Origin of the sequence: Nitrospira japonica (assembly GCF_900169565.1) — a bacterium.
Taxonomy (GTDB): Bacteria; Nitrospirota; Nitrospiria; order Nitrospirales; family Nitrospiraceae; genus Nitrospira_C; species Nitrospira_C japonica_A.
The window spans coordinates 3,046,483-3,068,057 of record NZ_LT828648.1; the positions used below are offsets into that span (position 1 = coordinate 3,046,483).

Sequence of the window (21,575 nt, forward strand, 5' to 3'; positions counted from 1 at the left end):
CTACCAGCGGAGGCCGAGCTTATCCGCGACCTCTTCACCGGACAACCGCTCGGCATTGCCCAGCGACGCTTTGAGCCGCGTCCGCAATGCCTCGCCCAGTTGCAGGCCGAGATCGGGATCGCCGAGCAACTCCCGTAACCGGTCGTCGACGATTCCGCGGACCAATTCCTTCAGCTGTGTCGGCGAAAGCGAGCCGATATCCATGCGCAAGAGGATACGAAGATCGTTGTCGGATTGCAACGAGGAAGAAGGCGTGTCACCGAGGAACGGCACCGGCCTCGAGCTGTTGAATCATGCGGCTGAGGCGGGTCTCATCCGGCTTGGTGAGGATGAGGAACTCCATACCGATGCCTTGCGATCCGCACCACCGGATGGCGGCATTTTCGATTGTGATCGGAGCCGCCTCACCCGGCACATGCAGAAGTAGCGTGACCTGCATCCCGGTGAAGGGGGTCAATAGACTATCGACTCGACAGCCCTTTGCCGAAAGGTCACGGATTGCTCCCTTGTGGCGAAACTGATCTTTGTGAACGAGCGTGCTGTTTAATGAAACAGGGTATCGTTTGAACTTGCGCGTCACCATGAGCCATTCTCTCGCTATAAAATACTTCTCGATCACGTCCCGATGACGATCGGGCTGACCGCGTAATCCCGCATGGGCATTGAGCAAAGGCTAGACGGGCAGGCCCCGATTGTCAAAATCTTTCGTGGTTCGGCCTATCGACGTGGAAGAGAGAAAAGAAGAAAGGTCTACGCGCCGTTACCAGCGGCGTCCCCAATGCCCGTAGAATCTAGGCCCCCAATACGGATGATAGTAATAGGGAGGTCCGTAGATCCATGGGCGGCCCAAGTAAATTCCGACCCCGACCGGCGGGAAGGCATAGGTGTAAGCATACGGAGTGGGTACCAGCGTGGTGGTTGGTTTCTGCGAGAGCTGTTGCTGGAGGTCTGAGGTCGTGGCGGCCTGCCGTTCCACTTGACTCTTGAGTCCTGCGACGGCATCGCGTTCGACTCGTAGCTGGGCTTCCAATTTTTGAATCTGTTCCCGTTGTTGTTCTATGAAGGCATTCATACAACGAGCTTGAGCCTGCTCGCTGTAGTTTGAACATTCCCACGGCACCGATGCGTCGGCGGCAGCGGAGGACGGGGCAGCAGTAAGAATCGGACCCAGGAAGCAGCCCAATAGCCCCAGCCGCCGCACAGCATCCGAAATGGGGTGCGCCACCGTTCCAGCGTCCACAATTCCTCCTGTGCATTGCACTCAAGGATACTACATACACCTTAACACGAGGAGATGCGTTGGACCACAGCGCGAGGTGGCGGGTCAGGTTTGCCAAGAGCGACACCGAAGTATGTCATAGAGGCGGAAACGGGAATCCAACGAGTAGGTTTCCTCCTCTGCATTGAATCTGGATGGGAGATGGATGATCGGCGGTGCTCCCGATCCGCGTTTGATTTTGCAGGAGCGAGCCCCCTACAATGCCGGCACTGGACTACGATTCATGATTCGCCGCACGACGCCCGCACGATCACGAAAAGCCGTCAATCGAAGGCCGAAGCTCACCCGCAGCCTTAAACGTCGATTCCAGCTCAGACTCTTGAAGTGGTATGCGGCGAACGGAAGAGACTTGCCCTGGCGTAACACGGCGGATCCTTATCATATTCTCGTGTCGGAGGTCATGCTGCAACAGACCCAGGTCGATCGGGTGATTCCCAAGTATCATGAATTCCTCGACCGCTATCCCAGCTTCCAGCATCTCGCCGAAGCTCCGGTCGGGGAGGTCAAGACGACGTGGTACCCACTGGGATACAACATTAGACCGGAACGGCTGCACAGCATCGCATGTGAAACGGTTGCCCGATATGGCGGCAAACTGCCGAGTACGGAGGAAGACCTGCTGTCCTTCAAGGGCATCGGGCGATATACGGCCGGAGCGATCAGGTCGTTTGCATTCAACGAAGATGCACCGATCCTCGACACCAACGTCATGCGCGTCCTTCACCGGGTGTTCATCGCCAAGGGGGACCCTAAAGCCAGTAAGTCGATACTCTGGGCTTTGTCGGAGACACTGATTCCGAAGGGCAGGGGTTACGATTTCAACCAAGCCTTGATGGACTTCGGCGCGACCTGTTGTACATCGAGAAATCCATCATGCCGACCGTGTCCGATGAAGTCGATTTGTAAGACCTATCCGTTCGGTGCGGGCAGGACCAAGCCCCTATGAAGCTTGTCGAAGTGGCAGCAGGCCTGATCTACGAGGACGGCCGGTATTTGATCGCCAAACGCAAGGCCGGAGTCCATCTGGGCGGCCTGTGGGAATTTCCCGGCGGTAAGCGTGAGGAAGGGGAAACCCTCGAGGACTGTCTGAGAAGGGAGCTTCTGGAGGAGTTGGACATTCGCATCGACATTCCCATTCCCTTCCGGATCATCAGACACGATTATCCGGAGAAAACCGTCGAACTGCATTTCTTTCGATGCGCGATCGAAACGGGCCGTCCTTCGCCAGTCGATTGCGCCGAGCTTCGCTGGGTTCTTCCATCCGAACTCAGCGAATACGAGTTTCCCCCGGCCGACCGGCCGATCATTGATGCACTGCAATATCAGACGGCTGGACAGCGCTTATGAAGGTCGTTCTGGACATCGAAACCATACAGGCGCCCCGGGAGGAATGGGAACGGCTGCTTGGCAAACCACCGTCTCAGGTTGACCCGGCTCAGGCATCCGACGAAATGGACCTGTTCACCGCCGGTGCGGCGGCAGAGCGGCGGCGTATCGAGGACGAACAGTACGCGAAGTCTGCTTTCGATGGGACCTTCAGCGCAATCGTATGTATCGGGTTGCTGGAATTTTCCGATCAGTTGGAGCCCCGGGGGGCCGTGGCCTGGTACGGGAGCAATGAACAGGAGCTGCTTCGCCAGTTTTGGTCGCGCGTGGCGCAGGCTCGGCCGTCGCTGTTCATCACGCATAACGGCTTGGGATTCGACCTGCCGTTTATCAAGAAGCGATCGATCATCCACCAGGTGAAACCGGCCTTCGACGTCAATCTGGCGAAGTTTCGAACCGATCCGGTCTACGATACGATGGCCATCTGGAGCAATTGGGATCAGAGGGGATGGGTCAAGCTCGACGTGCTGGCCAGAGCCTTGAACGTGGAAACGAAGTCAGGGAGCGGGGACCAGGTTGCACAAATGTGGGAGAAAGGGCAGGGACAAGAACTGGCTCTTTACTGTTTGCAAGATACGTTCGTCACGTACGCCTGCTACTGCCGTATGAATTTTCGCCAGCCCCTGTCCCGTGAAGTCGTGCTTCTGCAACCGGAACTCATCGACGTCAGATAGATATCCTTCAACGAGCCTGATTCGCTTCTGCCCGCTTCTTTGCCGGAGCGGGTTTGGCGGATACTTTGCTGGCTCTGAGCGCCTTGATTTCCTCGGCCTGATCACGCAGCTCGCGTTTCATCCAGCTCGATTCTTTGCGCAGCATGCTGATCTCCACGTCCTTCTTCGCGAGGGCTTCTTTCGTCTGTTGAAGCTCGTCCATTCCGACCGGTTCGGCCGCCATCTGTGCGGTGGCCTGCTCGGCGCCCGCCGCCGAAGCGACGGAAGCCGTAGCCTGAGATTTCGCCTGCGGCTTGGCGACCGGCAGAGACCCGGCCGGAGCCTTCGCCAGTGCATGATAGTCGATGACCATGGCGATCACGCCCGCGGCGCCTCCCGCAGCGTACGTCGGGGCGCTTTCAACGTGGGCGACGGACTCGGGAGCAAAACCGGTCGCCTTGGCGCCTTTGGCGATGGTGAAATAGACGGATCCTTTCTGCACATAAAGGCTGCCCGTGGTGGGTTCAATGCCTGACCCTGCCGATGAGGATACGCGGAAGGCGACGATCTGTTCAGGTTTCGCCTTGGACAAGCCTTGTACGAGCAGGGGAGTCAGAAACTCCGCATCCTCATCGCTGAACGATCTCATCGGCTTGCTGCCACCAGCGGACATTCTCGAGGACCCGTTCTCACTCTCATCGCTATAGAGCCCCTTCACGATCTTCATCATGGTCGCTTGGTCGATGACGGCAGGATGACTGGCATCAAACGACCAATCCGACACCTCTTCCAGATGTACGCTGCCCTTCGGGCTTTGCGCAATCTTCGACGTACTCGAGCAACCGACCGCGACCAATGCCATGACGGCCAGCGCCACAGTCCCGCAGGCCGACGGCTTCGAAGTAAAAGAACCAATAGATTGAAATCTCATGGACGATCTCCTTTGGTCGAGACGGGGTATCGAACGTTCGTAAGAAGGAAGGCCTACCAGATTCCCAGGCCCATCAGCGTCATGCTTAGCGCCAGCCATCCGAAGAGTCCCACCGCAATGACGGTTTCCAGGCTGACTGAAGAACCGGACTTTTGGTCCGCGGCGGGAACGACCTTGGAATCCATAGTGTCTCCAACGGCTAGAAGGTGTACATTCTTGACTCGGCACTGCGAAGCCAAAGCAAACTTTGTGCCTCTTTGACATCTTTCGTCCACTCCCGGAGAGAGTCCGAGCCCTTCAACCAAACTCACCACATCCTTTTCGCTATCCGATCATTCTCGAACGAGTGAAAAGGCTGTCGGTACATCTCTTAAGTCGTTGTTTTTGTGGACGCGACTCGTTAGGACGGCTTACAAGAGGAGTCTCCATATATTTTGGAAAACCCTCTGCACTGGTTCCTTTGGAAAGAACAAAACCTGGCGGGCAGGAGGTCGACTCAACAGGATATTTTTACAAAGAACGGCACTTCCGGAACGACACTGTTCGATTTTGAATGAAGGAAACCGGCAGGGAAGAGTTCAAACAGACTTGGGCCTGCAAGCCCGATCCCCGGTGGAAGCAGCATACAGGGTCGATGCAGAGCAATCGTAAACGGACAATCGGACCATCTGTCCCGGATCGGCGGGAACGGACTCTTTGGACCACACCACCGTGATGTTTCCATCGCTCTTCCCCTTGCTCTGAAGGGAAGACCGTTTGGCGTCCCCTTCGACCAAGACGGAAAGGGTGGTGCCGAGATAGGCTCTATTCCGCTCATGGGAGATTCTGCGCTGGAGATCGGCCAATGCCGTCACCCGCTCGGATTTGACCGTTTCAGGGACATCGTCGGGCCATTTTCTCGCCGCGATCGTGTTCTTGCGCTCGGAATACTTGAAGATGAACGCCGCGTGGTAGCGAACTTCCTCCAGAAGCCGATAGGTATCTGAAAATTCTTCGTCGGACTCCGAGCAAAATCCCGCGATCACGTCGGTGGTGAGCACGATGTCCGGGGCTGACGAGCGGATTTGATCCACCAAACTCAGATAGGCGCTTCGGCTGTAGGTTCTGTTCATCAATCCCAAGATTCTGTCGTTTCCAGACTGGACCGGCAGGTGAATGTGTTTGCAGATCTTGGGATGCGACACCACTGCGTCCAGCAGGGAGGGCGGAAAATCTTTCGGGTGGGGCGAGGTGAAACGGACTCGCTCGATGCCCGGTACGTCGGCCACCGCCACCAGTAGTCTGGCAAAGTCCCAGTCGCCGCACCGGTAGGAATTCACGTTCTGCCCGAGCAACGTGATCTGCTTGAACCCCTCTGCTGCGGCCAGACGGGCCTCGGCCACGATCCCTTCCGGCTCCCGGGAACGCTCCCGGCCCCTGGTGTAGGGGACCACGCAGAAACTACAAAAGTTGTCGCAGCCGCGCATGACCGCGATCCAGGCGTTCACTCCATCGCGCCGATCAGGCGCCACGTCGTCGTAGGTTTCATATTCCGAAAGATCGACCGCCATTTGCCGGCGGAGTTCTCCCTGTTCCTGGGATTCCATCGCCTTCGTGATGAGCTCCGGCAGGTGGCGATATGAATCAGGCCCGGCCAGCACATCCACCAGCGGTTCCTTTTCGGCCAACTCCTCTTTCAGGTTCTGAGCCATGCAGCCCAATACTCCGACAACCAAAGGCCGTTGCCGTTTGAGCGCGCGAAGATCGGACAAGTGCGTGTACACCTTGTTATGGGCATTCTCTCGAATTGCGCAGGTATTCATGAGAATGACATCGGCGCGCTCACGGTCGTCGGTGAAGACGAATCCGTCGCGCGTCAGCAACGAACGAACGAGCTCGGAGTCGTATTCGTTCATCTGACATCCGAATGTCTCGAGGTGCACCTGGGGTGGCTGTTGTCGGCTCATGAGATCGATACCAAAGACAAGGTTTGCGGGGCCTTGGACTCATGTCGGGCAGGTAGGACTTGTCCGACGGCCCATCGCTCGGACGCGGCCGAGATGCGGACGGACCGAGTGGTGCTGGTCAGGTAGTCGGAAGCCGCCACCGCGACGCGCAGAAAATTCGGCGCCGTGCCCGAGGCAAAGCCGTCGGTTTCTCCCGCTTCAAAAAGAATGGGAAGAGTCGATCCGATATGACGTTCCGCAAACCACATCCGCTTGGCACGATCCAGCGCCGCCAGTCTCGTTGCGCGGTCGCGAACCAATCCCGGAGCGACGGATCCGTTCATTCGCAGGGCGGCCGTGCCGGGTCTCGGGGAGAACGGAAACACGTGAAGATAGGAAAAGGGGAGGGTTTCCGCCAAGCGGACGGTATTAAGAAACGCCCCCTCGGATTCTCCGGGAAATCCGACCATCACGTCCGTGCCTAATCCGAGCGATGGAACCGCCCGAACCACTCGTTCGATCAGCTTTGCGAAGTCCTTCACGCGATAGGGACGGTTCATGGCCGACAAGATGGTGTCGTCCCCGCTCTGCAGCGGGACGTGCAGATAGGGACAGAGCTTCGAGGAAGCGGCCATTCGCTCGATCAGCCCGTCATCAATCGTCGTCGGTTCGATAGAAGAGATCCTGATCCGCTCCAACCCATCGATCCGTTCCAGCGCGTCGATAAGCGCAAGCAGATCCCTGCCGTCCTGTTGGTACCGGCCGATGTTCACGCCGGTTAGTACGATCTCGCGGTATCCTGCCGCCGCGAGCAGAGTCGCCTCCCGGATCGCGTCTTCCAACACGCGGCTTCGCTCATGTCCGCGGGCAAACGGGATGAGACAAAAGCTGCACATCACGTTGCATCCGTCCTGGATCTTTACGGATGCCCTCGTCGAATGGGGGGTCCCGTAATCGGGAAGGATGAAATCATCCCGGTCGATCGTCTTGCTGTGCACCACCTCGGGCTTGGGAGCTTTTCGCAGGTGCTCGGTGGCGGGAAGCATCGCCGGAAGATCCCATTTAAATTGATTGCCGACGATCAGGTCGACGCCCGCCATCGAGCGCAGTTCCTGCCAGCCGGTCTGGGCGTAACAACCGGTCACGGCGACAAACGCCTCGGGCGAATGTTTAAGGGTCTTCCGCACGACGTAACGGCAGGTACGTTCCGCTTCCTTCGTAACCGAGCAGGTGTTCACCACCAACAAATCGGTCGGTTGACCGAAGGCCACGAGTTCGTAACCTTCCTTGCGCAATTGGGATTCGAGCACGGAGGTTTCCGCCTGATTCAGTCGACAGCCCAACGTATGCAGGGATGCTCGTTTCATATCGGAGCAGCATTATAGTGAGCGGCGCCCCCACGGGCAAGGCGGGCGATCCGACAGCGATCCAATCACCCTTGTCGTCACCGCGTTGGTTGAAGCCGCTCGATCACCGTGGTAGCATGCCGACATTAGCTTCCAAGTCAGAGTGAGTCGCTGATGATCACTTCCCCGCGTACCCTCTTCATTCTCGTTTGCTTCATGTTGGTGTTTTCCGCCGCCGGGGCTTCCACCAAGGAGCTCCTGCCCAACGAGCCTGACCTCAGCACCAGGATCGACGAACTCTATGACCATGAAGCCAGGATGTTCCTGATGCTGTATTCCTTGAGCGGAAACGGCCAGGTGGACTATGTCACCGGCCGCATGGTGCAGGAATACGCCCGGAGCAACTACGGCAACCCCGTCTATCAAACGGAAGCCTATCCGTTGTTCTATTGGTGGAACCATACGATGTGGAATGATCCTGAACAGGACGGGGTCAACGGCAACGAACGCGTCTATCAGGAAAACGTGGAGTTCGACATTTCCCGTTACAAGCCTTGCGCATTCAACGGCCAACCTTGCTGAGATCGCCCTTCCGCTTATCCTTCACCTTCGACGGGTTGTTCGCCGCCGGCTTTCCTGAAATCTATGGGGGCGGCGAAGGACTCGATGGTATTTTATCCTGGTCGACTGCAGTCAACGCACCATGAACGCCTTCCCAGTCACCCAGGTTCTCGCCAATCGACGCATCGCGTTCATGCTTCCCCTGGGCTTCGCCTCCGGGCTTCCCTTAGCGCTCACCAGCGGTACCTTGCAGGCCTGGCTGACCGTCGTCGGACTTGATTTAAAGACCATCGGGATCTTTACGCTCGTCGGACTGCCTTACACGTTAAAATTTCTATGGGCTCCGCTCCTCGACCGCATCACGCCGCCCTGGCTCGGTCGGCGCCGCGGATGGATGCTGCTGACGCAGATCGGCGTCACTCTCGGGCTGGTTGCCATGGCGATGACGGGAGCGGGCGGACGTGCTGAATGGCTTGGGTTGACGGCCGTCCTGGTCGCCTTTCTTTCTGCCTCCCTCGACATCGTATTCGACGCGTATCGAACGGATCTCCTGCTGCCGGCTGAGCGTGGATTCGGCGCGGCGGTGTGGGTAAACGGCTATCGATTCGCTTTGCTGATTGCAAGTTCCGGTGCATTGGTATTGGCAGACCATATCGGCTGGCAATCCACATATCTGGTCCTGGCCGGAATCATGGCAACAGGAATCGTCGCCGTCCTGGCGGCTCCTGAACCGACGTTCACGGGAACCCCGCCCATGAGTCTCGTCGAGGCCGTGGGCGACCCGTTACGGGAGTTGTTCTCCCGCTCCGACATCCTCAAGCTGCTGTTCTTGATCCTGCTGTATAAGCTCGGCGACGCCGTCGCTGCATCGCTGCAGACGGCATTCTTCATCGGGGGACTGGGCTTTTCGACGAGCGACGTGGGATACGTCAAAGGCATCGGCTTGTTTGCGACGCTGGGGGGTGCCTTGGCGGGTGGAGTGGCGATGGCAAGACTGGGATTGGTTCCCTCGCTCGTACTGTTCGGACTCTTTCAGGCTCTGTCGAATCTGTGTTTTACGGGGCTGGCTTGGGCTGGGAAAAGCTATGCGGCGCTGACGGCCTCCGTCCTGATTGAAAACGTGACGGGCGGAATGGGAACCGCCGCATTCGTGGCGCTGATCATGTCGCTCTGCGACCATCGATACACGGCCACGCAATTCGCGCTGCTTTCGTCCCTGGAAGCGGTGGGACGCGTCTTTTCCGGACGTCCTTCGGCCGATTTGGTCGGAGCTGTGGGATGGGCACAGTTCTTTTTCATTTCCTTTCTCCTGGCGTTGCCGGGAGTCTGGCTTGCTTGGACGTTGCGCGCCAAACTTCAAGAGCGGCCCGGGCCGGAATCTGTCGGGGAGTGCGCCGCACTATAAGATGACCCAAGTGAGGCAAGGAGCAACGTGAAGATCTGGCCATTGATACTGCTCGTGACAAGCCTGGCGGCAAGCATCGCCTTGGTTTTGACCAATCCGTCGATGGATGACTATGTGACCTTTGTCGAGGCGGAGTTGGGGAAGGCCCTGGACCGGCACGAAGCGTCGGCTGCCCCCAATCGGGAACGTGAGGTGGTCCGTACCATCTTCCGCGCGCATAGCCGTGAATTGGTGGAAAGCGTCGTGCGCCCTCATACGGTCCAACGCAATTGGGGCCTCTTCGGCTTCTTCGAGACGACGGCGCTCGAAGTTCATATTGAAGTTCTCGGGCTCGGCGGCCGATTCTTCCCGCTCAAGGGTATCGATGACGCGGTCGTGCGTTTGGGCCGCTTGGCCTTCTAGCCTGCTTACCTTGCCTCTTCGATCTTTTTCTCCGCTATCGCATTCATAGGTGGCAATACAGGGGTACCTGGGCTTCATTTTTCTGTGGATAAGTCGATTAAAATAACCCTGAAATCGGCCCCAGAGGAGGCCCGGGAGTTATTCACAGAATATCCTCTAAATCCCCAGGTAACCACAATATTTAGTATTGACAATTTTCGGTAATGGCTATATGTAGTCCCTCACTCTGTTTCAGGCAGTCCGAAAGTTTCCCGTCAGGCCGAAGCAACCATCGATGATCTGCTCGTCCGCGGCCGTCAGAACGACCTACGCTGCCATTAACCCTGGGAGGGAGAGATCGTGAGAATAGAACGGCGATTCACACGTTCCGGACAAAGTCCTTACGAAGGCCTAAAGTTCGTGAAGCGTTCGTCGGAGATTCGCAATCCTGACGGATCGACCGTCTTCAAATTGGACCAGATCGACATACCGGAATCATGGTCGCAGTTGGCCATCGATATTCTGGCGCAGAAATACTTCCGCAAGGCAGGCGTGCCGCAACGGGACGAATCGGGGAATCCGATCGTCGGCCAGGACGGCAAACCGGTGCTCGGTGGGGAGCGGGACGCGCGCCAGGTCTTTGATCGTCTAGCCGGATGCTGGACCCATTGGGGGAAATCCTACGGCTACTTCAAAACCGCCGAAGACAGCGCGGCGTTCCATGACGAATTATGCTTCATGTTGGCGCACCAGATGACGGCTCCCAACAGCCCCCAATGGTTCAATACTGGTCTGCACTATGCCTACGGCCTCTCCGGGCCGGCTCAAGGCCACTATTATGTGGATCCGCAGACCCGCGAGGTCGTCAAGGCGACCAACGCCTTCGAACATCCGCAACCGCACGCCTGCTTCATCCAATCCATCGAGGACGATCTCGTCAACGAGAACGGCATCATGGACCTCTGGGTGCGCGAGGCCCGTCTGTTCAAGTATGGGTCCGGTACCGGAACGAATTTTTCGAAACTGCGTGGAGACGGGGAATCTCTGTCAGGCGGGGGACGGTCATCCGGCTTGATGTCGTTCCTGCGGATCGGAGACCGGGCGGCCGGCGCCATCAAGTCAGGCGGCACGACCAGGCGGGCGGCGAAGATGGTCTGCCTGGATCTGGACCATCCGGACATCGAAGAATTCATCGACTGGAAAGTGATCGAAGAGCAGAAAGTCGCCGCCATGGTGACCGGCTCGAAAATTTGCGCTGAACGGCTCAATGCCGTGCTCAAGGCCTGCCATGTCGTCGAGAACGACGGCACGCCGAAGATCGAGATCGATCCCAAGCGCAACGGCATCCTGAAGGAAGCTGTCATCGCGGCGCGCCGGGACGCGGTGCCCGAAGCCTACGTTCAGCGGATGTTTTCCTATGCCCAACAGGGCTTCACGCATTTCGTGTTCCATGAGTACGACACGAACTGGGACGGCAGGGCTTATCAGACCGTTTCGGGACAAAATTCCAATAATAGCGTCCGCATTCCCAACGAATTTTTCACCACCCTGGAAAACGACGGCGACTGGCAATTGAAGCGCCGGGTGGATGGAAAGATTGCCAAGACCATCAAGGCACGGGAACTTTGGGACCGCATTGCCTGGGCCGCCTGGATCTGCGCGGATCCTGGGACCCAATACGACACGACGATCAACGAGTGGCACACCTGCCCGGAGGACGGGCGTATCAATGCGTCAAATCCCTGTTCCGAATACATGTTTCTCGACGACACCGCCTGCAACCTGGCTTCTTTGAACTTGTCGCAGTTCTTCACTGCCGACGGGCAGTTCGAACTGGAGAATTTTCGCCATGCGGTACGCCTCTGGACCATTGTGCTGGAGATCAGCGTGCTGATGGCCTCGTTTCCAAGCCGCTCGATCGCGGAAAAGAGCTACCATTTCCGCACATTGGGCCTCGGCTATGCCAACCTCGGCACCGTCCTGATGCGGCAGGGAATTCCCTATGATTCTCCCAAAGCCATGGCGATCTGCGGCGCCCTGACAGCCATCATGACCGGTGAAGCCTACAGTGCCTCCGCGGAAATGGCGGCGGAACTTTGGCCTTTCCCCGGCTACGCGAAGAACAGGGAGGCGATGTTGCGCGTCATTCGCAATCACCGTCGCGCCGCCTATCACGCGCCGGAAGAAGAGTACGAAGGCCTGACCATACGACCGGTCGGCATTCAGGCGGAGCACTGCCCTCCGGACTTGTTGATCGCGGCCCGGCGAGCCTGGGATCGCGCTCTGGAATTGGGAACCGCGTATGGCTATCGGAACGCCCAAGTCACCGTTATCGCTCCCACCGGGACGATCGGGCTCGTCATGGATTGTGACACCACGGGCATCGAGCCGGATTTCGCGCTGGTCAAGTTCAAGAAATTGGCGGGCGGGGGATATTTCAAGATCATCAACCAAAGCCTGCCACCGGCATTGGCCACGTTGGGCTATTCCGAATCCCAAATCCAGGAGATCGTCAGCTATTGCGTCGGACACCAGACTCTGCAGGGCGCCCCGTTCATCAATCACGAGACGCTGAAACAGAAAGGGTTCGACGATGCGGCATTGACCAGGCTGGAAAGCGGGTTGGCCCAGGCGTTTGAGCTCCAGTTTGCGTTCAACAAGTACGTCCTCGGTGAGAGCTTCTGCCGGGAAAAGCTCGGCCTGACCGACCTTCAGCTCATGGAAGCCAACTTCAACATGCTGAAGGCCATGGGCTTCACGCAGGAGGAGATTGCCGCGGCCAACGATTATTGCTGCGGCACGATGACGGTCGAAGGCGCGCCCTACCTCAAGACGGAGCACCTCCCGGTCTTCGATTGCGCCAACCGGTGCGGCAGGATTGGACAGCGCTATATTGCGGTCGACGCGCACATCAGAATGATGGCCGCGGCGCAGCCCTTCATCAGCGGCGCGATCAGTAAGACTATCAACATGCCGGCCGATGCGACCTTGACCGACGTCAAGTCCGCCTATCTGTTTGCATGGAAAAGTATGGTCAAAGCGGTCGCCCTTTACCGCGACGGCTCCAAGCTCAGCCAACCCCTATCCGCCTCGATCGATACGACCAAGAGCGTGGACGCGACGACCGACGTCGTTGCGGTCGCGGAAAAGATCACCGAGCGCGTGCTTGTTCGTTATCTGGCCAAACGACGCCCCTTACCGGCCCGGCGCAACGGCTATACCCAAAAAGCCGTCATCGGCGGGCACAAACTGTATCTCCGGACCGGTGAATATGAAGACGGAACCGTCGGGGAAATCTTCCTCGACATGCACAAGGAGGGCGCCGCGTTCCGCAGCCTCATGAACTGCTTCGCCATCGCGATCTCGCTGGGTTTGCAGCATGGTGTTCCGCTGGAAGAATTCGTGGAAGCCTTCGTCTTCACCCGGTTCGAACCGAACGGTCCGGTCAAGCTGAACGACCGTATCAAGATGTCGACGTCGATCATCGACTACATTTTCCGCGAGCTGGCCGTGACCTATCTGGATCGGTACGATCTGGCGCAGGTCAAGGAAGAAGACCTGCGCATGGACTCGGTCAAAAAGGACGAGCAGGATCCGGAATGCTCTGACGAGGAGGCCGACCCGGAAACGCTGGCGTTGTCCTCGATCAATACGGACCGGGTTCCCTCACGCCAGGGCGTCACGCCGCGCCACGGAGGAAATGGAAACGGCAACGGCAATGGAAATATCTCCCATAAGGTCGAATTGAAACGTGAGACGCTGACCTATACGACTGAGGCGATCAAATACGCCAGGCTGCAGGGTTATGAAGGGGATCCCTGCCAAGGCTGCAACGAATTCAAGCTCGTGCGTAACGGAACGTGTTTGAAATGCATGGGGTGCGGCGCGACGAGCGGATGTTCGTAACGAATAGCCCGCTCTAAACAAAGGAGTTAGCGCTGTGGGAAGCCGAGAAACCACGTACACGTGCTGTGATCGTGTGATCTTGGAAGGGGACAATCAGCGTCAACAACCTATACGACCTCGCTCTGGCGTGAAATACGAAAACGGGCACTGGCTGATTCTGTGCCCTTTCTGTGGGAAATGGAAGGTTTTGGAAACCGTCAATCCTCTAAGTCTTGCATAGCAGCACAGGTAGCCTAGATTGAGCTTCGATATGCCTAAGCGGAGGAGGGGCCATGACCACCACACTGCGCGAACAAGGTATCGACTCGGTCCATGATCAGGTCGTCAGTCAGGTGGCCCAACGGTGGGCGAAGGCTTTTCATTGTAAGGTGACCATCCACACGAGCCTCGAACAGAATCCCTGGGCTGCGCCCAGCCAGTTTTGCGACATCGTCGGGTGGCATGTGACACCCGGCGGCCAGACTATTGAGTGGATGGCCGAAGTGGAAACAGCAGCCTCTCTCGCCGAGGGCCAAACCGCGGCGAACTGGAGGCGGGGAATCGTGCGGGGGATTCCCTACTATCTACTCGTCCCCCGGGGTATGAAAGAAGTCGCACAGAAGCTTGCCGACAGTACGTCTGTCGTGTTTAGCTGTGTCTACGAGTATGCGTTCGTCAACGACATCTGTCACGTGCTTTAACTCACTGTAAAGAGAGGCCTCATGCCTACCACCACACAGTTGGTCATCAGCGGACAGAGCAAACCGGGTGTCATGGCGCAGGTGGCTTCGGTCCTGGCGTCGGCCGGAGTCAATATCAAGGCGTTCTCGGCTCCAGAGGTGACCGGAACGGGCAAGCTCAGGTTATTGGTCGCCGATCTGGAAGGCGCGAGAGCCGCATTGCGGGGGGCAAAGATCCGCTTTGCCGAGGAAACCGCACTCGTGCTGAGTCTGGAAAACAAACCCGGCGCCCTCAACGAGGTCGCCGACCTCCTGACTCAGGCTCGCATCAACATCAAGTGCGGTTACTGTACGCCATCCCGCGAAGGCAAGCGCGCCATTGTCGTCCTGACTGTGTCCAATACGGAGAAGGCGCTTTCGGTTCTGCGGGATCAGTCGCTCGACGAGTTCTAATTGGAATGCCCGACGGTCTTTTACGCGTCCGGGTCTCTTTCCTCTTCACTGCCCTCGTGCTCGCCTTCATCGGCCTGACGGCCGGGTGCAGCGCTCCGGCTCCAAAGCCGACCTATTTTCCCGGCTATCCGATCGGCTATACGGAACGGGGCGTCGCTTCATGGTATGGGCCGGGCTTTCACGGCAACAAAACGGCCAATGGAGAGCGATACGACATGCATCAACTGACCGCCGCCCACAGGACCCTTCCCTTGGGGTCGATCGCAGTCGTCCGATCATTGAATTCAGGCCGCCAAGTCACCGTACGGATCAATGATCGCGGCCCCTTTGCCAAGGGACGTATTCTCGATCTCTCGCTGGCCGGGGCCCAGGCCCTGGAAATGGTCGGTAACGGCACGGCTTCTATCGAACTCCGGGTCACCGGTTTCCAAGGACGATCGGCCGATATGGGGGCATTGAGGATCCAGATAGGAGCTTTCTCCGACCAGCAAAATGCCCTGAATTTGCTAAACCGGGCGAGGCAGGTCTATCCCATTGGACGCATCCAAACCATCGACCTTCCTGAGGGGCGACGGTATCGGGTCCAGGTAGGAGAATTTCGGTCGGAGGCGCAGGCCGAGTCTGCCGCAGCCAAGTTACAATCCGACCTGGCTGTTCAGCCTTTTGTATTCCGAGACGACAGCTAGGGAGGCAGCATCGGAAAATCCTTTGAAATATCGGGGGAGTTCGACGCAACCATTTGATTTTGCGAATGGTTTTTTCAATATGCTTGCCCCTCACAGAGGCGTATGATACATCTACTACCTACTAAATGATCAGACTCGACCCCAAAGCTCCAATCCCGGTCTTGCAACTCCTCCCCACGCTCCATACTGGCTCGCTCGGCCTATATAGAAAGGAGCCATTCCTGCTCCTTCAGCTTTGTCGGACAACTGGGCCGGTCGTTCGTCCCTAACTCTGGAACTTCATGGATATTGCGATCCTGCTGGGTCTGATTGTTCTTTCAGCCGTCATCTCCACCGCCGAGATCGGATTTTTCTCGGTCAACGAAACCAAGCTCCGCGCCTTGGCCCAGAACCACAACGCCAGGGCAAAGATGGCCCTTCGATTGCGGAGCGATCCTCAAAAGCTGCTCTCCACCATCCTGGTCGGCGACCGGTTGGTCGGAACCGCCATCCCCATGTATGCGACCTTCCTGACGTTGAATGCCTACGGGGAGAGGACCTTCTTCGACGATACGATCGCGGTTGTGGTCGGCCTCTTGACCTTCGTTCTACTCGTATCTGTGGACGTGATCCCCAAGACTCTGGCCGCCAAGTTTGCCGTACCGGTCACCCTCAGCATGGCCTATCCGGTCTATGGGGTGCAGGTCGTGCTCCGGCCGGTGTTGTTCATCATGGTCCCCCTCATTTACAAGTTGACGGGCGGAAAGGGATTGACGCTTCCGCTGGTGACGGAAGAGGAATTGAAGATCATGCTGGAGGAGGGCGGCAAGGCCGGCGCAATCGAAGTCGAAAAGGTGAAGATGATCAAGAACGTCTTCCAACTGAAGGATATCACCGCCGAAGACGCCATGACCCCGCGCCTTTACGTGTTCTCGATTGACGGCAACCTCCGCCTCAAGGAAGCGCAGGAGTTGTTGTACAGTTCCAAGTACTCGCGCATTCCGGTCTACGACGGCACGTTGGACAACATCACAGGCATTCTCTACAAGACGAAGGCCCTGACGGAGCTCTCAAAAGGACATTTCGATTCCAAGCTCAAAGATATCGCCTATCCGCCGCTCTTCGTCCCGGCCGGAAAGACGGCCGACGATCTGATGAAACAGTTTCAGCAGGACAAACGCCACATGGCGGTGGTCGTCAACGAGTTCGGCGGGGTCATGGGCATCGTCACGCTCGAAGACCTCATCGAAGAAGTGGTCGGCGAGATCATGGACGAGACGGACATCACGGAAGAATTGATCAAGCGCATCGGAAAGAACCACATCCTGGTTCACGGCAGGACGGAAGTCCGGAAAGTGAACGATTTCCTGAAGGTCGAACTGGGCGATGAAGCGGTGACGATCGGCGGGCTCATCCAGCAGGAATTGGGCCGCATTCCGAAAGTCGGCGAGGAGCTCCGGATCGGCAACTGCCGCATCCTGATCCATGAAGCCGAGCCTCGGTCGATCAAGAGCGTGCAGATATTCCGAGAAGAGAAATCTCCCGTGTCGGTCGAAGCGCCGAATCTCAACCTCGTCGGTTGAGTTTTAGGCCTGTCCCTTCAACAACTCGGCGAACTCCCGCTCGTTCAAGACCGTTACCCCCAACTTTTTCGCCTGGTCCAGCTTGGATCCAGGATCCTCTCCCGCGACGACGTACGCCGTCTTCTTGCTCACGCTCGACGCGACCCGCGCGCCCCGGTCTTCAACCGCGCGTTGGGCGTCTTCCCGTGTAAAGTCCCGGAGTCCTCCGGTGAAGACGAATGTCTTCCCAGCCAGACCGGTTTGGCTGGCATGAGTCTGATCATTCCGCACCTCGATAATCACGAGCCCCCGGTCGCGCAAATCGCGGATGACGGCGCGGTTGTGTGGTTCGGAAAAGTAGGAGGCGAGACTGGCCGAAATCTCAGGACCGATTTCGAGCACTTGCTGGAACCTGGCTGCATCGGCCTCCATGACGCCGTCCAGGGATCCGAACTCTTTGGCCAGCACGCGAGCGATATGCTGACCGACTTGACGGATGCCGAGTCCCATCAGAAACCGATCGAGCGCGACCGTCTTGCTCCGCTCGATCGCTTCCAGAAGCAGCGTGGATGAACGGTCGGCAAACCCGTCCAGCGACAGTAATTGAGGCTTGGTCAAGACGAAGAGATCCGCCAAGGACCGCACCAATCCTTGATCCACGAGTTGCGCGACGGTTTTCCGGCCCACGCCGTCGATATCCAACGCCGCCTTGGAGGCGAAATGTTCGATGGCTCCCTTGATCTGCGCCCCACAGACCGATTGGCCCGTACAATAATAGTAGGCCCCTTCCCGCGCCACGGCCGACGCGCAGATCGGGCAATGATCCGGCATACGGAACGGCTCGGAACGCTGCTCCCCCGGAACGGGCACCCGTTCGGCAATGGCGGGAATGACGTCTCCGGCCCGCTCGACCTTGACCGTATCGCCCACGCGCACGTCTTTCCTCGCCACTTCGTCGGCGTTGTGCAGGGTCGCACGACTGATCGTGACGCCACCGACCTCGACCGGCCGAAGCAATGCCAGAGGAGTCAACGTGCCGGTTCGGCCCACGGAGACCGCGATGTCTTCGACCACCGTGATCTCCTTTCGGGGCGTAAACTTGAGCGCGACGGCCCAACGAGGGCTCCGCGACTTGAAGCCAAGACGTTCCTGGCTGTTCCGCTCGTCCACCTTGACGACGATCCCGTCGATCTCGTAGGGGAGGGCATCCCGGGCTGCTTCCGTTTCTTGATGATAGGCGATCACCTCGTCGATCGACCCGCAACGTCGGCGTAGTTGCGGAGCCGGTAACCCCCATTGCGCCAATGTGTCCAACTCGTCCCAGTGGGTTCTGATCGGTGGTCCCGATTGCCCCATGATTTCATAGCAGGTTACCGCCAATGGCCGGGACGCGGTGATCGTCGAATCCAATTGCCGGAGCGATCCCGCCGCTGCGTTACGCGGGTTTGCGAAGGCTTCTTCGCCCCGTTCCGTCATCCGCCGGTTCAACGATTGGAAATCGGCCAACCGCATGTAGACTTCGCCCCGGACGACCAAGCGGTCCGGTGCACCGGACTTCCCTGCCAGCTGCAGCGGTAGGGAACGGATGGTGCGCAAATTGACGGTCACGTCCTCCCCGGTCGTACCGTCACCCCTGGTTGCCCCGCGAGTAAACGCCCCTTGTTCATAGACCAATTCAACCGATAGCCCGTCGAATTTCGGCTCTGCCGTGTAGCCGACCGACTCCGCCTGCAACTCCCGTTTCATACGTTGGTCGAATGCCAGAATGTCCGCCCGTTCTACGATCGAATCGAGGCTTAACATGGGCTGTTCGTGCCGAACTTTTACTAGTTCACTGAGGGGAGCACCTCCGACGCGCTGGGTGGGGGAATCGGCCGTGATCAGATCCGGATGGTCCTGCTCCAGCCGGCTCAATTCCCTGAACAGGCTGTCATAGGCTCCGTCGGAAATCTCCGGGCGATCCTTGACGTAGTAGAGGAAATCGTGGCGGCGGATTTCCTCCCGCAACTCATGCAGTCGCTTCTGGATATCGTCGGTGGCCATGCGTTTGAGGGGATGAACCTGCGATGTTCGTCCTGACGTGACGAGGCCCGGGTAGCCGAGCACGGACGGGACGGTAGCATAGGGTCGGGGAGACGGTCAAACAGCCAGGCGCCGATAACCCTTTGACTTTCGCCGCGTTAGCCACTATGGTATGGGACCCCGTCAAGCTGGGTGAGAAGGGTTCGGCGGCCACGATTAATAAGAAGTATGGCTGCCGGAGGAGCGCTTCACTTGGTCGGAGGAGGATTCCATGAAGGAGGAGCAACGAGTGAATACGGTGATCGCGACGTCCGGTGTGAAGGCAATGATCCTGATCTGCGGAGGGTTCATATTGAGCGGATGCGTCCTTTCCGAGAAGTATGAAGCGGAAAAAGCGCGCAGTCTGAACTTTCAGCGCCTGCTGTCGCAGGAAGAGAAACGGACGGCCGAACTCGACAACGAAGTCAAGCGCTCCAAGAAGGAACTTGCGGAATATGAAGCGAGAAACCGCGAATTAACCGCTCAGGTACAGGCAGTTCGTGAACAAATGGGCCGCGTACAGGAAGAGGCCGACGCGATCAAGGAAGCAGCATTACTTGAACGAAAGGCCCGGGCCGATATGAAGCGGATCCCGCCGGCGCCCAAGGTCCACGCGGCTCCGCCGGTCGAAGCCACGCCAGGCATGGGCGAGTTGAGCGCGTCCTCCATGAGCGGCTTGCCCGAGGAGGCCGCCGCTTCAGCGGCTCAAATGGAAACGGCCGCCGCAGCAGGACATGGCCCGACCATCCACGTCGTCAAGCCCGGCGAGACACTGTACCGTATCAGCCGTCGCTATGGCGTCAAACTCGAGACGTTGCGGAAGTGGAACAAGTTGCCGGATGACATCATCGAAGTCGGCCAGAAGCTGATCGTGGGCCAGGAGTAACAGGACCGCACACGGGATGACGACCGCCGCCTATTCATTGAGCCTCGAGGAATTCCGCCGCTACGCTCACGAGGGGAACCTGATTCCCCTCTATCGCGAGATTCTGGCGGATTATGAAACGCCGGTCTCGGCCTTCGCCAAGATCGACCACGGTCCCACCGCCTATCTGCTGGAAAGCATCGAAGGAGGGGAGAAGTGGGCGAGGTACTCGTTTCTGGGCAGCGGATCCCCGATCGTCATCTCCGAGGACCGTGGCGACCTCATGATCGCGCGGGGCAAGAAAAAATCCCGTATCCCCAGCAAGGGAAATCCGCTCGAGCGGTTGCAGGAGTACATGCAGGAGTTCCGTCCCGTGACGGTACCGAATCTGCCGCGTTTCGTCGGCGGGGCGGTCGGCTATCTCGGGTATGACATGGTGCGAACCTTTGAAGACCTGCCTTCACGGCCGAAGGACCACCTGAACCTGCCGGACTTCGCCTTCCTCATGACCGACACGCTTTTGATCTTCGACAACGTCGCGCAAAAGATCAAGGTGGTCGCCAATGCCCATCTCACTTCGACGCGCGACCGGGACGTGACCAGAGCCTATCGCGAGGCCACGGAGCGGATCGAACGCATGATCACCAGGCTGCGACGGCCGCTGCAGCGGGCCCGTCCGCATCGCCGCCGCCGACCGATCACGTTCACTTCCAATCTGAGCCGCGCGGACTTCGAGAAGATGGTCAATCGCACGAAGGAATACATCCGGGCGGGCGACGTCGTCCAGGCCGTGCTGTCCCAACGATGGGAGACCAACGTCCAGGCTCCTCCATTGCAACTGTATCGCGCCTTGCGCGTCGTCAATCCGTCGCCCTATATGTATTACCTGCGCGTCGCGGGAGTCGAGCTCGTCGGGTCGTCCCCGGAAACGCTGGTCCGCTGCGAAGACGGCGTCATCTCCGTCAGGCCGATCGCCGGCACGCGCCGGCGCGGACATACGGTCGACGAGGACCAGCAGTTGGAACGCCGGCTCCTCGCCGACGAAAAGGAACGAGCCGAGCACGTGATGCTCGTCGATTTGGGACGCAACGACGTCGGACGCGTCTCCCGCCCCGGGTCCGTATCCGTCGATTCGCTCATGCACGTCGAACGGTATTCCCACGTCATGCACATCGTCTCGAACGTCACGGGACGGCTCGATCGGGCCAAGACGTCCTATGACGTCTTGCGTGCCTGCTTCCCGGCGGGGACGGTCTCGGGCGCGCCGAAGATCCGTGCGATGGAGATCATCGACGAATTGGAACCGACCCGCCGCGGTCCGTACGCCGGCGCGGTGGGGTATTTCAGTTTCTCCGGCAACATGGACATGTGCATCAACATCCGGACCGTGGTCATCAAGAAACACCAAGCCTTCATCCAAGCCGGAGCGGGAATCGTCGCGGATTCCGTCCCCGAGCACGAGTACGAGGAGACCTGCAACAAGGCAAAGGCCATGATGCACGCCATCGAGCTGGCCGAGCAGGGATTGGAGTAGGTC

General features: G+C 58.4%; 21 protein-coding genes. 13 read left to right on the plus strand and 8 right to left on the minus strand.

Annotation, left to right across the window (positions count from 1 at the left end; translation table 11 throughout):
- From NSJP_RS14510 to NSJP_RS14520, 3 genes are all read right to left on the minus strand, one after another.
- Positions 1-273, minus strand: a complete 273-nt coding sequence (locus NSJP_RS14510) for a hypothetical protein (protein WP_080887584.1) — start codon at positions 271-273, stop codon at positions 1-3.
- On the minus strand, positions 257-583 hold the full coding sequence (locus tag NSJP_RS14515) for a PilZ domain-containing protein (protein ID WP_155970259.1): 327 nt from the start codon (positions 581-583) through the stop codon (positions 257-259). The genes NSJP_RS14510 and NSJP_RS14515 overlap by 17 nt, the downstream gene beginning before the upstream one ends.
- Positions 584-760: 177 nt before the next feature.
- Positions 761-1,240, minus strand: coding sequence for a hypothetical protein (locus NSJP_RS14520; protein ID WP_155970261.1), 480 nt, complete (start codon positions 1,238-1,240; stop codon positions 761-763).
- 262 nt (positions 1,241-1,502) lie between these two features.
- Between NSJP_RS14520 and NSJP_RS14525 the strand changes: the two genes are divergently transcribed.
- Genes NSJP_RS14525 through NSJP_RS14535 form a run of 3 tightly spaced genes read left to right on the plus strand, consistent with a single transcriptional unit; the run spans position 1,503 to position 3,339 of the window.
- Positions 1,503-2,225, plus strand: a complete 723-nt coding sequence (locus NSJP_RS14525; protein ID WP_080888612.1) for an A/G-specific adenine glycosylase — start codon at positions 1,503-1,505, stop codon at positions 2,223-2,225.
- Entirely contained in the window at positions 2,222-2,626 is a 405-nt protein-coding gene (gene mutT / locus NSJP_RS14530) for an 8-oxo-dGTP diphosphatase MutT (protein WP_080887587.1), read from the plus strand. The genes NSJP_RS14525 and mutT overlap by 4 nt, the downstream gene beginning before the upstream one ends.
- On the plus strand, positions 2,623-3,339 hold the full coding sequence (locus NSJP_RS14535) for a 3'-5' exonuclease (protein ID WP_080887588.1): 717 nt from the start codon (positions 2,623-2,625) through the stop codon (positions 3,337-3,339). Before mutT ends, NSJP_RS14535 begins: the two co-directional genes overlap by 4 nt.
- A 7-nt stretch (positions 3,340-3,346) precedes the next feature.
- Here the strand turns inward: NSJP_RS14535 and NSJP_RS14540 are convergent, their stop codons facing one another.
- The 4 genes from NSJP_RS14540 to mtaB all read right to left on the minus strand — a co-directional run bounded on the left by NSJP_RS14540 (position 3,347) and on the right by mtaB (position 7,541).
- A complete protein-coding gene (locus tag NSJP_RS14540) occupies positions 3,347-4,249 on the minus strand; it encodes a hypothetical protein (protein ID WP_080887589.1) in 903 nt (300 codons plus the stop codon).
- A gap of 53 nt (positions 4,250-4,302) precedes the next feature.
- A complete protein-coding gene (locus NSJP_RS19880; RefSeq protein WP_269457679.1) occupies positions 4,303-4,434 on the minus strand; it encodes a hypothetical protein in 132 nt (43 codons plus the stop codon).
- 393 nt (positions 4,435-4,827) lie between these two features.
- Positions 4,828-6,195, minus strand: a complete 1,368-nt coding sequence (gene miaB / locus NSJP_RS14545) for a tRNA (N6-isopentenyl adenosine(37)-C2)-methylthiotransferase MiaB (protein WP_080887590.1) — start codon at positions 6,193-6,195, stop codon at positions 4,828-4,830.
- Positions 6,192-7,541 (minus strand): tRNA (N(6)-L-threonylcarbamoyladenosine(37)-C(2))-methylthiotransferase MtaB, encoded by a 1,350-nt coding sequence (gene mtaB, locus NSJP_RS14550; protein WP_080887591.1) that lies wholly within the window; start codon positions 7,539-7,541, stop codon positions 6,192-6,194. The genes miaB and mtaB overlap by 4 nt, the downstream gene beginning before the upstream one ends.
- A 153-nt stretch (positions 7,542-7,694) precedes the next feature.
- Here mtaB and NSJP_RS14555 point away from each other — a divergent pair, with 153 nt between their 5' ends.
- The 8 genes from NSJP_RS14555 to NSJP_RS14590 all read left to right on the plus strand — a co-directional run bounded on the left by NSJP_RS14555 (position 7,695) and on the right by NSJP_RS14590 (position 17,133).
- Positions 7,695-8,102 carry a hypothetical protein gene (locus tag NSJP_RS14555; RefSeq protein WP_231989391.1) on the plus strand — a complete coding sequence of 136 codons (408 nt, stop codon included), beginning with the start codon at positions 7,695-7,697 and terminating at the stop codon, positions 8,100-8,102.
- Between the two features lie 121 nt (positions 8,103-8,223).
- Complete coding sequence (locus NSJP_RS14560) at positions 8,224-9,486, plus strand: AmpG family muropeptide MFS transporter (RefSeq protein WP_080887592.1); 1,263 nt, start codon at positions 8,224-8,226, stop codon at positions 9,484-9,486.
- Positions 9,487-9,513: 27 nt separating this feature from the next.
- Positions 9,514-9,888, plus strand: a complete 375-nt coding sequence (locus tag NSJP_RS14565) for a DUF4359 domain-containing protein (protein ID WP_080887593.1) — start codon at positions 9,514-9,516, stop codon at positions 9,886-9,888.
- Between the two features lie 339 nt (positions 9,889-10,227).
- Entirely contained in the window at positions 10,228-13,773 is a 3,546-nt protein-coding gene (locus tag NSJP_RS14570; protein ID WP_080887594.1) for a vitamin B12-dependent ribonucleotide reductase, read from the plus strand.
- 272 nt (positions 13,774-14,045) lie between these two features.
- On the plus strand, positions 14,046-14,453 hold the full coding sequence (locus tag NSJP_RS14575) for a hypothetical protein (RefSeq protein WP_080887595.1): 408 nt from the start codon (positions 14,046-14,048) through the stop codon (positions 14,451-14,453).
- A gap of 21 nt (positions 14,454-14,474) precedes the next feature.
- Positions 14,475-14,885: a hypothetical protein gene (locus NSJP_RS14580; RefSeq protein WP_080887596.1), complete on the plus strand. Its 411-nt coding sequence runs from the start codon at positions 14,475-14,477 to the stop codon at positions 14,883-14,885.
- Between the two features lie 5 nt (positions 14,886-14,890).
- The gene (locus NSJP_RS14585) at positions 14,891-15,571 is read left to right on the plus strand and encodes a septal ring lytic transglycosylase RlpA family protein (RefSeq protein ID WP_080887597.1); all 681 of its coding nucleotides are present in this window, start codon (positions 14,891-14,893) and stop codon (positions 15,569-15,571) included.
- 281 nt (positions 15,572-15,852) lie between these two features.
- Positions 15,853-17,133 (plus strand): hemolysin family protein, encoded by a 1,281-nt coding sequence (locus NSJP_RS14590; RefSeq protein ID WP_080887598.1) that lies wholly within the window; start codon positions 15,853-15,855, stop codon positions 17,131-17,133.
- A gap of 3 nt (positions 17,134-17,136) precedes the next feature.
- Here the strand turns inward: NSJP_RS14590 and ligA are convergent, their stop codons facing one another.
- Positions 17,137-19,155: an NAD-dependent DNA ligase LigA gene (ligA, locus tag NSJP_RS14595; protein ID WP_080887599.1), complete on the minus strand. Its 2,019-nt coding sequence runs from the start codon at positions 19,153-19,155 to the stop codon at positions 17,137-17,139.
- 250 nt (positions 19,156-19,405) lie between these two features.
- Between ligA and NSJP_RS14600 the strand changes: the two genes are divergently transcribed.
- On the plus strand, positions 19,406-20,059 hold the full coding sequence (locus tag NSJP_RS14600; RefSeq protein ID WP_080887600.1) for a LysM peptidoglycan-binding domain-containing protein: 654 nt from the start codon (positions 19,406-19,408) through the stop codon (positions 20,057-20,059).
- A 16-nt stretch (positions 20,060-20,075) separates the two neighbouring features.
- Positions 20,076-21,572: an anthranilate synthase component I gene (trpE, locus tag NSJP_RS14605; protein ID WP_080887601.1), complete on the plus strand. Its 1,497-nt coding sequence runs from the start codon at positions 20,076-20,078 to the stop codon at positions 21,570-21,572.
- Positions 21,573-21,575 lie beyond the last annotated feature (3 nt).

What these genes read in the sequence shown, in the direction of transcription:
- NSJP_RS14580 (WP_080887596.1), top strand. Translation starts at nt 14,475, where the DNA reads ATGCCTACCACCACACAGTTGGTCATCAGCGGACAGAGCAAACCGGGT.
- NSJP_RS14535 (WP_080887588.1), top strand. Translation starts at nt 2,623, where the DNA reads ATGAAGGTCGTTCTGGACATCGAAACCATACAGGCGCCCCGGGAGGAA.
- NSJP_RS14590 (WP_080887598.1), top strand. Translation starts at nt 15,853, where the DNA reads ATGGATATTGCGATCCTGCTGGGTCTGATTGTTCTTTCAGCCGTCATC.
- mtaB (WP_080887591.1), bottom strand. Translation starts at nt 7,541, where the DNA reads ATGAAACGAGCATCCCTGCATACGTTGGGCTGTCGACTGAATCAGGCG.
- mutT (WP_080887587.1), top strand. Translation starts at nt 2,222, where the DNA reads ATGAAGCTTGTCGAAGTGGCAGCAGGCCTGATCTACGAGGACGGCCGG.
- NSJP_RS14540 (WP_080887589.1), bottom strand. Translation starts at nt 4,249, where the DNA reads ATGAGATTTCAATCTATTGGTTCTTTTACTTCGAAGCCGTCGGCCTGC.
- NSJP_RS19880 (WP_269457679.1), bottom strand. Translation starts at nt 4,434, where the DNA reads ATGGATTCCAAGGTCGTTCCCGCCGCGGACCAAAAGTCCGGTTCTTCA.
- miaB (WP_080887590.1), bottom strand. Translation starts at nt 6,195, where the DNA reads ATGAGCCGACAACAGCCACCCCAGGTGCACCTCGAGACATTCGGATGT.
- NSJP_RS14560 (WP_080887592.1), top strand. Translation starts at nt 8,224, where the DNA reads ATGAACGCCTTCCCAGTCACCCAGGTTCTCGCCAATCGACGCATCGCG.
- NSJP_RS14525 (WP_080888612.1), top strand. Translation starts at nt 1,503, where the DNA reads ATGATTCGCCGCACGACGCCCGCACGATCACGAAAAGCCGTCAATCGA.
- NSJP_RS14600 (WP_080887600.1), top strand. Translation starts at nt 19,406, where the DNA reads ATGAAGGAGGAGCAACGAGTGAATACGGTGATCGCGACGTCCGGTGTG.
- trpE (WP_080887601.1), top strand. Translation starts at nt 20,076, where the DNA reads ATGACGACCGCCGCCTATTCATTGAGCCTCGAGGAATTCCGCCGCTAC.
- NSJP_RS14575 (WP_080887595.1), top strand. Translation starts at nt 14,046, where the DNA reads ATGACCACCACACTGCGCGAACAAGGTATCGACTCGGTCCATGATCAG.
- ligA (WP_080887599.1), bottom strand. Translation starts at nt 19,155, where the DNA reads ATGGCCACCGACGATATCCAGAAGCGACTGCATGAGTTGCGGGAGGAA.
- NSJP_RS14585 (WP_080887597.1), top strand. Translation starts at nt 14,891, where the DNA reads ATGCCCGACGGTCTTTTACGCGTCCGGGTCTCTTTCCTCTTCACTGCC.
- NSJP_RS14515 (WP_155970259.1), bottom strand. Translation starts at nt 583, where the DNA reads ATGGTGACGCGCAAGTTCAAACGATACCCTGTTTCATTAAACAGCACG.
- NSJP_RS14555 (WP_231989391.1), top strand. Translation starts at nt 7,695, where the DNA reads ATGATCACTTCCCCGCGTACCCTCTTCATTCTCGTTTGCTTCATGTTG.